An 11,351-nucleotide genomic window follows, 5' to 3' on the forward strand; every position below is an offset into this window, starting at 1 on the left:
ATTTGCTGTCGTATGGAAGGTGCGTGATTGGATGGCCGAAAGAGAGTCGTTAGCCGACATAGCACTCTGAAGATTCGGTCGTCGGCTTCGGGTCGATTCCGGTCGTTGGTGACGAGCAAGGCAGCGCGATCGAAGTCACTAGTAAGCTGCCGCGCCTGAACGACGATGCACCGTATCAGTCAAGCACAAAACTTTACATCATAAGGATTACTACAAAACTTCGCTAATTCTTTTTATGTCAGGTAATGCGGGGCATGACGATCATGCTTCGACGTGCCGACGACTCATCCGTTGGATAGTTTGTAAAGCTAAGTCGTTGCCGTGTAGCAGGTCGAGCGACCGCTCCGGTGCATCGACAGGATCGCCGTCAAAAGCCGCCGAAGCTGCGTTGTCCCATCCTCGGAGCGCCCATGAAGATCTCGGCGCCAGCGTCCGTCTCGACGATCAGTTGCAGGCAGTCTCGACCCGCGAATCGAAGGAAATACTGCTCCATCAGGAGCGCGAAGGTGTGGAGGCTGACGCCCGCGAAGAACGCCTCGTCGACCGTGAGCCGGACTTCGATTCCGGGGACGAGCAGCGGCATTGGTACGTGTTCGAGGACCATCTGCGGACGTATCGCGCGGCAGGTCATGCCGACGATGCCCGTTATATACCGCGTCGCGTCTGCCGAGACGGAGCGGCTGAAGAGTAGCAGCAGGTTTTGAAGGTCACGCCGCCCAGAACCAGGCAGTGATTCGTGGCCGGGTGCGAACGCCTGCACCAGTTGCCATGGCGATTTTTCCTCCACGGAGAAACGGACACCCTGCGACGGCCGGACCAGCATGGTCACCGGGCCGCCCAGGTTCTGTTCCTCGCTATGCAGATCGCCATCGGGAGCTCCAGGGACAAGACCCGACGGGATGTCTCCGTTACTGCAGGTGAGGTCGATCAACAGCTTTGATGCCTCGGGAACAAACGGCTTTTCGTCAAGGTCGACGAGGGCGATCGCCGATTCGCTGCCGGTGTCGCTTCGTGCGGCCAGCCTGTCGCGCTCGCGCATCCAGAAGGCGCCGATTGAGGACCAGTGCTGCAGACCCCGATGGGGCGGAATTTCTTCCCCGGGCGAATCGCCGTCTTCGCCGTGTATCATCCGCACGCGATCAATCGAATGAATCTCCGTCCTGGACGCCTTGCCGTCCGGCAGCGCCACGGCGTAGCGATGCACGCCTGCTTTCACGTCGGCAGGCCGCGCCGCGGACTTGAAGAGGTTGACAACCGGGGTGCAGAAGAGTCTCAGATGGTCGGCGCTCAGGACCCTCAGGCGCTGGGCAGCCTGATCGCCTGTCGTCTGCGGCGTGACGGGCACATGAAGCGTGAGCGTCTCGCAGGGGCCCGTTTTCGCGAGCATCGCGTCGAAGTCGATGTCGAAGAAGTTGAACTTGTTCGGGAACGCTGCAAACTCGAGGAGCATCCTCAAAGCCCGCTGGCGCCCCGCGGAGGTGTCGGGCACAAGCGCCTGATCGTCATCGAAGCCGACCGCGTGCGCCGGCGTCTCTGGCAGCGGAATCCACCGGCGAGATCTGTCCGCCTCGACGAAGGCAGGCTGTGGCCGCAGCAGGATCGCATCGAGAAGGGCTGCCGTGAGCAGGCGATCAGCATGAACATAGGTGCGAAGGGTCGTCGGGTAGAGGCTGCCGCCCCGCGTAAAGCCCAGCCCTCTCGATGTGAGTTCGATCGAGATGATCCCGACCGTCGCCTGCGGCAGTGGTCGGCCTTCCAGGGCCGGCGCCGACGTGGGGAGAGAGAACTGCGCCCGGGCCACCTTGAGCGGTGCCAGCGTGGTGTCCCAGGCTGTACTGAATCCGCACAGGGAGGGGCGATGCTCAAGCTCGGTGCCGCGCGGGAGGACCACCGCCTGCGTTAGCCCGTCGAACATGCCCCCGACGTCGAACTGGGCGATCGAGCACGATGGGAAGGGGCGCAGATACAGGGGAAAGGTCGATTCGATCAGCGCTTCAGTGAATTCCGGATACTGGTCATCAACGCGCGCGGCAGCGCGGGCATTTGTCAGCGCCGCGGATTGCAGCATGCGTTCGACCTGCGGATCGTCCGAGCGGCCACCCGATATCGACAGGCGGCCCGCAGTTTTCGGCCGGTCCTTCTCGAACGCCAGCATTGCCCGGCGCAGATGCGCCAGTTCGCGTTCGTAGAAAGGCAGTAGCGACTCAAACTCATCCATGCTGCGTTTCCCCGGAGGTGCCCACCCGTGTCGCTCATTTCACACGAGCGCTCGGATGCCGCCCACGAATATAAGCTGGGACTATGTCTACGCACAACGCCTCCATGCGACGATTCAGGACGCATTATCCGCGGAAAAATTGCCGATTTAAATCAAGATTCATAGAGATAGCGGAATTCATTACCGGTCGGTGTGAAACTTCTTTAACAATCTTCGTCCTGGAGATGAAGCTCGATATCACGAAAATTTACGATGCAACAATTTGCATTTAGAATCGCGACACGAAAGCGGGAGGGATGTCATCCGCGACTCAGGGGAAAAGCTTCTTATGCTCAAGGTGATCGGCGCTGGCGTGGTCGGAATATGCCTGCTTATAGCGGCCGCATTGAACGCCCAATCGACGCGTGAGTTTATCCGGGAGTCAATTCTGGTGCCGGGTGAGGTGGTGCGACTGAACGCGGGCGGCAGCCACCCACAGGTGGATTTCGTCACAAAAGCGGGAGAGCACGTCTCCTCGCCGCAGGGCGGGATGATCTGGGGCATGAAGGTTGGACAGGCGGTCGAGGTACGATATCTCGCCGAGGATCCACTCCCGACGGCCACATTGAACAGGTTTGGAACCATCTGGGGGTTGACCGTCTTTCTGGCAGCGATGGGGTTTGGCTTCATCGTGGCCGGGCTGTGCAACCTGCCGCGTGGCTGAAGAAGCAGACGGGGAGTCGGACAGATGTCGCTATTGAGACTGAGCCAGTGGACCTATTCGACCGGCGCCGGGGGCGGCGCGGGAATCGATATCGTGATGGCCACGGGCGGCACCATCATCCTCGACGACCCGCAGAAACAGGAGCAGAAGTTCCACTACGGTGGTGTCGGCATCGGGTTTGGTCTGGCGTTCAAGATACCAAGGATCAAGCTTCCGAAGTTCACCGTGCCGGAACTCAAAATCCCGAAGATCGGCGGACGTAGTGCCAGCGGGGCCGGCTCGACGCTCGACTTTCCGAGCTACGGCCACGTGTACATGACGTCGTCCTTCGACGGCAAGGAACTGACGCGGCCAGACATCCAGGGTGCCGTGGTCTACATCGACGGCTCGGTGTCCGCACTCTACGGCTGGGCAGGCGACGTGATGCTGCTGGGTATCGACCCGGCGAAGCTGGTGCTCGGTTTGAGCAACTCGGCGCTGATGTGGCTCGCCGAGGAAGCGATCTATCGCGCGCCGGCCCTGCTGGTGATGTATGGCCAGACGGTTGGTGTGCAGGCAGGCGCGAGTATTGGTCTGCTCGTGGGGTATCTGCACTAGAAGTTACGGATGGCGTTATCTGGCGGTCTATGCCGGATTGTGGCGGCTTCAATGTCTGGCGTGCAGCCATTCATGTTGGAGAAACACGGTTCAATCAGGATTGCTTGACTGACTCCTTCACCTCAGCACTGAATGCGCAATGCTGTCAATACCCGGCATCAATATCTGCGTGTGTCTGCTGAGGCGTACCAGGCGATAAAACCATGCAAATGTCCGACCTCGCAGGCGTAATCCAGCTCCAGAATAATCGGCTCTTCACAGCCGATACGCCGATGACAGGGCAATCGGAACTGGTGATGGTGCATTTCCATTGCACCGAAGGGCTGTCGATGCTCTACGACATTGACGCCCGGTTCGCCTCACAGGATCCGAACATCCAGCTCAAGCAGATGATCGGGCAGCCAGTGACGATCAGTCTGGAAATGACTGCGAGCTCAAGTTCGCAGCAGCGATATTTCCACGGGTATGTGACGAATTTCTCGCATCTGGACACCGATGGCGGGCTCGCGACTTACGGCGCAACCATCAGGCCGTGGCTGTGGATGCTCTCGCGCCGGCAGGACATCCGCATCTTTCAGGAGCAGACCGCACAGGACGTCCTGACCAAGGTGTTCCAGGAATACGGCGCGCTCGCCACCTACGAGTTCCGTCTGTCGAAGGCGACAGCGAACCGTAGCTACTGCACGCAGTATCGCGAGACCGACCTCGACTTCGCGCTGCGCCTGATGCAGGAGGAGGGACTGTTCTTCTTCTTCGAGCATGCGAAGACCGGGCACAAGCTGATCATCTCGGATACCTCAACCAACGCGAAGCCGATCGACGGCGCGAGCCCGACGCTGACGTACCTTCAGGGCGAGGCCACCGACGATCTCGACGTCGTCACTTCCTTCCAGGCTTCGCGGCAGTTGTCGTCGGGGAGCGTGTCGCTCAAGACGGCCGACTACAAGGTACCGGCCGCGCGCCGCTTTGCGTCCGACAAGACGGACGTCCAGCAGGGTAGCGTCCCTTCGTACGAGGTCTACGACTACCTTGGCGCGCACGCCTTTCCCGCCGGCGATCGCGGCGATGAACTCGCGACGTTTCGCGCCGAGGCGCTGGCGGCCGGCAGCAAGATTTTCGCGGGCAGCACGACGAGTCGCCGGCTCGCGCCCATGCGCTATTTCGAACTCGACTCGCACTACGATCACGACGACACGCAGGCCGAAGACCGGCAGTTCATGCTGATGTCGGTTACGCACTCCGGCCAGAACAACTACCAGGCAAGCGATGGTGCCGCGACCTACGCGTGCAGCTTCACCTGCATCCGCAAGAAGATCCCGTACCGTCCCGCCATCACCATCGAGCCACCGTTCATTCCTGGGCCGCAGACGGCCGTCGTGGTGGGTCCCGCGGGTGAGGAAATCTACACGGACACGCTCGGCCGCGTGAAGGTCCAGTTTCCCTGGGACCGCCTCGGAAAGAAAAACCAGTCCAGTTCGTGCTGGGTGCGGGTCGGGCAGCCGTGGGCGGGACGCGGCTTCGGCGCGGTGCAGATTCCACGCATCGGCGACGAGGTCGTGGTGTCGTTCCTCGACGGCAACCCGGATCGACCGCTCATCACCTCGCGCGTGTACAACGCGCAGAACATGCCGCCATGGTCGCTGCCTGCGAACGCAACACAAAGTGGCTTTCTCACGCGCTCGAGCAAGGGCGCGACGGCCGCCAACGCCAACGCGATCCGCTTCGAAGACAAGATGGGGCAGGAGGAGCTCTGGATCCACGCGGAGAAAGATCAGCGCATCGAAGTCGAGAACGATGAGTCGCACACGGTCGGTGTCGACCGCTCCAAGACAGTCGGTCACGACGAAACCGTGCAGGTGAAGAACGACCGGACCGAGACCGTCGGGAACAACGAGACGATCACGGTCGTGGCGAACCGGACCGAGCAGGTGGGTCAGAACGAAACTTTGACCGTGGGCGGTAATCGGGAAGAGACCATTCGGGGCATGCAGAACCTGCTGATCATGATGGCTTCGTCGGAGGAGGTCGGCCTTGCGAAGGCTCTGGTGGTCGGCGGTGCCTACTCCATCAACGTGGTCGGCGCGATGAACACGGCTGTAGGACTTGTTAGCGGCGAAGAGGTCGGTATGTCCAAGACGACGAAGGTGGGCAAGACCTATTCAATTCATGCCGGCGACCGGATCGAGATCGTCACTGGCAAGGCTTCGCTGGTTCTCGAGAGCAGCGGAAAGATCACATTGAGCGGAACCGAACTGCTCATTGAAGGTTCCGGAGCCGTGCAGATCAACGGCAAGGACGTCGACATCAACTAGGGGACAGGCGATGGAGTTTCGCAACCATACGCCGTTCCCGGCGCTGGCTTTTGGCGGCGTCGACACGCGCGAGCAGTCATTTCACGTCGTCGTCTTGCGGCAGACGCTCACATGGGGCGCAGATGGCTTGCTGGTGTTCTCAGACGAGCAAAGCCCGCTATGCATGGCTGACGAACCGTTTGACGCCGAGAGCCCGAGTAGCGTGCGGCAGGAGTCGGACCTTTGCACATACAAACCACTCGCTGATGTAATCGTCAACGCGACTGCTCATCCTCCACGGACCAGCGACGGCAGGAGCGCGTCACGCTTCGAGGTGAGACTGGTTATCGCAAGACCAGGCGCGCCTGCATCGATTCCTCCGTCGCCCTATGGTCTCAATCCATTGATGCCCCCCTCGCCTGAGGCGCTGCGGGAATGGCAGGCGGAGGTCGAGCGGGCGCGACGCACGCAGGTGTCCGGTGAGCGTCTGATCGACAAGAAGCTCGTTATCACCGGGCCACGCGAGTTCACCCGGCGCACGGGACTGGCGCGCGCATCGGCGTCGCTCGCGCGGCTGGGCACCTTCGGCGCAGTTCGCATGTCGACGTGGTCGCTCAATGATCCCGCTGCGGCAGCAGCACTACCGGTCAGACTTGAGCATGCGTTTGGCGGGCAGTGCCGCGTAGATTCCAGCACGCCCGCAGCGGAAAAGGTAGGGGCAAAGAGTCGCCTGTCGACCGAACAGATCGCCGCTCATCCGGATGCGCCTTTGGCGCCTGTCGCTCATGATGCGTATGAAGCCAACGTACTGGGCACAGGATACATTCGGGAATGGTTTATCGAAGCGACCGGACTGGATCGTGTGCAGGCGCCCCGCATCGAATCGCCAGGCAGTCCTGTCACACTGAGTCTTTTCGATCGGATCAGGACAGGCGCTTCCCCCCTTCCCGGTAGCCCCGTGGTTGGGCTGGGCGTGCGGCCCAAGGGACATCCCGATCGGGCCTGTCTCGTTGGCACAATAGACGAGCCGTTCGTGCAGGGAACTGCGGCGTTACCTGCCGACTTTGACTTCGCAGTGTGGAATGCCGCGTGGCCGGATCAGCAGGTCCAGCTTCTCGGTGATGAGCAGATCATCCTGCGGAATCTATGCGATGCCGGTACCCCCGCCGCAGTGGTTGAGGCAGGGGGCGACATTGTCTTGACCCTTGCTCTGCAGGGGGACCTACCTTTCGTTCTGGTCCGGTATGCGGATGGATCGATTGGTGAGCTTCCTGCGCGGCTGGACACGCTGGTCATCGATCCCGAGGAACGCGAAATCTCGTGCGTCTGGCGTGCGACCGTCGCGTCATCTCCGGAGGTTCGTGTTCTCGAGTTCCGCATGCTCTCCCGCGAAGAAGCGCGGGGCACGGAGGAGTCTTTCAACGTGACGGATCGCCCTGCGGAGGTCGCGCATGGCAAGTGAGCTTGGCGCCCGCAAGAGTGGCAACTTCAAGGCTGTATCGACCGCCCCCACGTTCAACAAGACACCGGTAGGCAGCAGTACCCCACCGTTGCCTTATCCCGTCTCACAGGATCTGAGCGACAGCGTTGGAGTCGTGCCAAACGTTCGATTCAACGGGGACCCCGCGTACATTCTCAGTCAGAGTACGCAACCCTCGTGTGTGGGCGATGCAGCCGGCACGTGCAAGGGCGTGAAGAGCGGTACTGTTAGTGGGGAGGTCAAACCAGTCAGCGGCTCGAGCACCGTGCGCATCACGGGCAAGCACGTAATTCGGGAAGGCGACCCGTGCACGCTGAACGGAGGCAACTGTCCCGGTATCTACGTGACTCAGCCGGCGCCTGGTGGATCGATTTCAGGGGGCATGCCGAGGGCCGGTAGCAATCCGCCTGCGACGCCTGAAACTCCACAGGAGCAGGGTTGGTGGGGCAAGGCCAGTCCCTGGGTACACGGGGCACTGGGAGTTGCAAGCTTCGTCCCTGGGTTGTCGGTTGTCACCGGAGCGGTTGACGCCGGTATCTACGCCGCAGAAGGAGACATGGTCGATGCCGGTCTTTCTGCCGTCAGCATGATTCCAGGCGGAAAGGTGGTGGCCGTTGCTGGAGATCTGGCGAAAGGCGCTGCCGGTATGATGAAGGGCGCCCGTGCCGTGGAAGATGCGGCCAAGCTTGCAAAGGAAGCCGAGCAGGCGGAGAAACTGGAGAGGGAGGCGGCAGAGGCCGAGAAGTTACGGAAGGCTGAGGAGGAGGCGGAGCACACTCCCAAGCCCGAGCCGAAGCCCGAAGAGGATGCGGGCGGTGGAAAGAAGGGCAAAGACGGGTTCAAGGTCAAGCAGCGGGAGCACAAGGTGCCTTGCTTCCATCCGTTTGACAAGAAGAAGTTCATGAAGATGACGGCTGAAGAACAGAAGGCCTATCTGAAAGAGATGGCTGGTCAGCTCCGTCGGCAGCAGGACGAGATTAACAGTATGACGGCCACGGAATATAAGGCTGCCAGAGATGCATTTGCGGAGAATGGGCGAAACCCTGTGGCGGAAGACGCACAAGCGAGCTATCGTAAGAAATTCGCGGGTGACGTGCAGGAAAGCATCCGGAACAGTCTTATCGACGGCGGTATGGGGCCGGCCGAAGCGAGAGCAGAGGCTGCGAGCCGCACCAAGGATGTCATGAGCAAACTTGCGGCATTGCACGAGCCTGATATGGTTGCAGGTGGCTATATGCAGCCTGATCCAAAGGGCATGGGTCGCTCGGATGTAAACTCCTCGATCGGCAGCAGTTGGAATCAGGAAGGCCGCGTTTCAGGAATGGACTCAGCAGCAGATGATGCTATCAAGAACGGGACGGGGGATGAAAAAATGAACGTTAAACTTGAACCCTGTCGTGGCAAAGGATTGCGATGAGAGACGAAGATTTCGGGGTATTCATTGGCGAATTTGGCGAAGCGTCCACAAAAGTAGCCGCGTCGCCTGCTGATATTGCGAAATGGCAAGGCAAACTGCCGGACCGCTTGCTGACATGGTGGGCTGACGAGGGCTGGTCGGGTTACGCCAACGGGTTGTTTTGGCTCGTTAATCCCGACGACTACGAAGATCTCGTCGACGAGTGGCTTGACGGTACTCGACTGGACGAAGTTGACGCCTTTCACGCAATTGCTCGAACCGCGTTTGGTGAGCTGTTCTTGTTCGGTGAAACTACCGGTCGAAGTGTCAAGGTAGTGTGCCCTACGCATGCAATCTTCGTGCGGGATTTGAAGCGCAAAACTCCTCAGAAGCTCGACACCTCTCTTCGAGCGTTCATCGCGTTGGATCAGGATACGTGCGATCTCGACGATGGCGCCGGCAAACCGTTGTTCAGGCGGGCGCTGGATACGCTCGGTGCTTTAGCGCCAGATGAGGTGTACGGCTTCGAGCCTGCGATCGTCCTTGGCGGAAAGATGCAGTTGGAGAATTTGCGGAAGGTCAAGCTGGACCAGCACCTGACCATTCTCCGTCAACTAGCAGCGCCGAACATGCCTTTCTCAGGTGTGGACATCGATAGTTTGATCCAGAAACCCTGAATGTCGCGACAGTGAGAGGTGAAGACTCCCAGGTTTTTATTGACGAGTTTGGCGAGGCCACGCTACGCATTGACGCGCCCGAGTCGTCAATCGGCAAGTGGTCCGGCAAGCTGCCTGATCGGATACTGGAATTCTGGAAAGATGAGGGTTGGAGTGCGTACGCCGATGGTCTTCTCTGGATAGTTGATCCGGACGACTACGAAGATATTGTTGACGAGTGGCTCGATGGTAGTGGGCTCGATCAGATCGACGCTTTCCACGCAATCGCCAGAACCGCCTTCGGGAAACTGTACATATTCGGCGAGTCGACCGGGCAGAGCGTCACCATCAACTGCGTCACTAACTCCATCTTTGCTTTGCCGAGGAATCTGAAGAAGCGGGATCAACGCGGACTTGATATCTCGGTTCGCTCTTTCTTCTGCACAGAACAAAAGGCTTGCGATCTTGCCGACGAGGAGGGAAAGCGTCTCTTCAAACGCGCGCTGAGCTCGCTCGGACTTCTAGCTGCTGATGAGATGTACGGTTTCGAGCCTGCGATTGTCCTTGGTGGAAAGATGCAACTGGAGAATTTGCGGAAGGTCAAGCTGGACCAACACCTAACCATTCTCCGTCAACTAGCAGCGCCGAACATGCCTTTCTCAGGTGTGGACATCGATAGTTTGATCCAGAAGCCCTGAATGTCGCGACAGTGAGAGACGAAGACTCCCAGGTTTTTATTGACGAGTTTGGCGAAGTGCCGCGCCGAAAGAGCATGTCGGATCCACGATACTGTTTAAGTTCGGTTTGGCACTCAATGGTTTTCTCGAAAGTGAACAAGACGATCGAGCGGTATCGGTCTTCGCCAAAGGTGTGCGGACGAATCTGACCCACGGTTGAGGCCAGTGACGGTTTGAAGGAAGCTGGGTTGCGCGACGCGCCACTCACGGAATGGTTGTCGAACGAGCGATGAGGTGAGGCTTTTCGGGTGACGGTTGCCTTCGCACAGGGAGACGCGCGCAACTGAAGGCGCGCAACCGGCAGAATCCGAAAAAATCTCGCTTGATATTGACTTCAGTCGAGAAAGACTGCTCTCATCATTAATTAGTATGCCTACATGAATCCCGAAGTCACTCACCTTTCAAATTGAACGCGACCGCGCAAAGACCGTCAGCGATGACCGTTACGCGATTGCTGTCGACGCGTCGGATGCACGGTTCTGAAGCGGCGCGAGTCAAGCTAGTTGTCGCCTCGGTCATGCAGCCAATGGCTGTATATCGATGCTCCCAGAATGCGTCTTGACTGTGGCATCGCGTTCGGAGTTTAGGGTCACTGCACCGATAGGAGTCCAGTCGCGCGTGGCACCCGACCAGCGCTGCGGATTGCGCGCGCGAGCCTGGAGATACACCTCGTGACGAGCGGCGAGGATCGCAGCGTCTTCACCTGCGTGACGCTGTGCGGGGCTCACGTAACGGATGCCACTGTGTCGGTGATCATGGTTGTACCAATGCACGAAGCGTGAAGCCCAGGCGCGAGCCTCCTCCAGGTTGGCGAAGCCCGTGTCAGGGAATTCTGGCCGGTACTTGGCCGTCCGGAACAGGCTTTCGACATACGCATTGTCATCGCTCACGCGCGGACGCGAGTACGACGGTTTGACGCCAAGCCAGTTCAACATCGCCAGGACGGTCATGGCTTTCAGGGTCGAGCCGTTGTCGCCGTGCAGCACTGGCCTGGTCGCCATGGCGTGGATGCCCTCGACCAGCGCAGTGCGCTTGTCCGCTCCGGGTCGGGTTATGCCTCTTGCAAGAGACGCGCTACCGAGGTGATCGTCGCGTGCGGCCGCGGGGGCACAGTGCGGCCATGTGCGGTCATCAGTTCCAAGGCATGAAAGGACAGTCGAACGACGGCTCCGCACCGTTATTGAGGTTTACTTAATCCATGACAACCGACCTTCAGTTCGCGCGTTATAAGGTCAGTACCTTGATCGGAGGAACGGTTCATGGCCAAGATGGA

8 protein-coding genes and 2 pseudogenes are annotated in these 11,351 nt (G+C 59.7%); 8 read left to right on the top strand and 2 right to left on the bottom strand.

What is annotated here, in order from left to right; genetic code table 11:
* Positions 1 to 367: 367 nt before the first annotated feature.
* A complete protein-coding gene (gene tssF / locus DVS29_RS36385; protein ID WP_118186151.1) occupies positions 368 to 2,218 on the bottom strand; it encodes a type VI secretion system baseplate subunit TssF in 1,851 nt (616 codons plus the stop codon).
* Between the two features lie 328 nt (positions 2,219 to 2,546).
* On the opposite strand from tssF, the gene DVS29_RS36390 reads away from it, so the two are divergent.
* The 8 genes and pseudogenes from DVS29_RS36390 (at position 2,547) to DVS29_RS36420 (ending at position 10,039) form a co-directional block, all read left to right on the top strand.
* On the top strand, positions 2,547 to 2,921 hold the full coding sequence (locus DVS29_RS36390) for a DUF3592 domain-containing protein (RefSeq protein ID WP_118186152.1): 375 nt from the start codon (positions 2,547 to 2,549) through the stop codon (positions 2,919 to 2,921).
* Positions 2,922 to 2,945: 24 nt separating this feature from the next.
* Complete coding sequence (locus DVS29_RS36395; RefSeq protein ID WP_118186154.1) at positions 2,946 to 3,518, top strand: hypothetical protein; 573 nt, start codon at positions 2,946 to 2,948, stop codon at positions 3,516 to 3,518.
* A 203-nt stretch (positions 3,519 to 3,721) separates the two neighbouring features.
* The gene (locus DVS29_RS36400; RefSeq protein ID WP_118186156.1) at positions 3,722 to 5,830 is read left to right on the top strand and encodes a type VI secretion system Vgr family protein; all 2,109 of its coding nucleotides are present in this window, start codon (positions 3,722 to 3,724) and stop codon (positions 5,828 to 5,830) included.
* A gap of 10 nt (positions 5,831 to 5,840) precedes the next feature.
* A complete protein-coding gene (locus tag DVS29_RS36405) occupies positions 5,841 to 7,271 on the top strand; it encodes a DUF2169 family type VI secretion system accessory protein (protein WP_118186157.1) in 1,431 nt (476 codons plus the stop codon).
* Positions 7,261 to 7,614 (top strand): annotated as a pseudogene (locus DVS29_RS38070) (DUF4150 domain-containing protein); the annotation flags it as partial. The gene DVS29_RS36405 and the pseudogene DVS29_RS38070, both read left to right, overlap by 11 nt.
* A gap of 231 nt (positions 7,615 to 7,845) precedes the next feature.
* Positions 7,846 to 8,706 carry a polymorphic toxin type 15 domain-containing protein gene (locus DVS29_RS38075; RefSeq protein WP_240655991.1) on the top strand — a complete coding sequence of 287 codons (861 nt, stop codon included), beginning with the start codon at positions 7,846 to 7,848 and terminating at the stop codon, positions 8,704 to 8,706.
* The gene (locus DVS29_RS36415; RefSeq protein ID WP_118186161.1) at positions 8,703 to 9,362 is read left to right on the top strand and encodes a GAD-like domain-containing protein; all 660 of its coding nucleotides are present in this window, start codon (positions 8,703 to 8,705) and stop codon (positions 9,360 to 9,362) included. The genes DVS29_RS38075 and DVS29_RS36415 overlap by 4 nt, the downstream gene beginning before the upstream one ends.
* Before the next feature lie 11 nt (positions 9,363 to 9,373).
* On the top strand, positions 9,374 to 10,039 hold the full coding sequence (locus tag DVS29_RS36420; RefSeq protein ID WP_118186163.1) for a GAD-like domain-containing protein: 666 nt from the start codon (positions 9,374 to 9,376) through the stop codon (positions 10,037 to 10,039).
* 554 nt (positions 10,040 to 10,593) lie between these two features.
* On the opposite strand, the pseudogene DVS29_RS36425 reads toward DVS29_RS36420, so the two are convergent.
* Positions 10,594 to 11,112, bottom strand: a pseudogene (locus DVS29_RS36425) (transposase); the annotation flags it as partial.
* Positions 11,113 to 11,351: the final 239 nt, after the last annotated feature.

Source organism: Paraburkholderia phosphatilytica, from assembly GCF_003443895.1.
Classification (GTDB): domain Bacteria; phylum Pseudomonadota; class Gammaproteobacteria; order Burkholderiales; family Burkholderiaceae; genus Paraburkholderia; species Paraburkholderia phosphatilytica.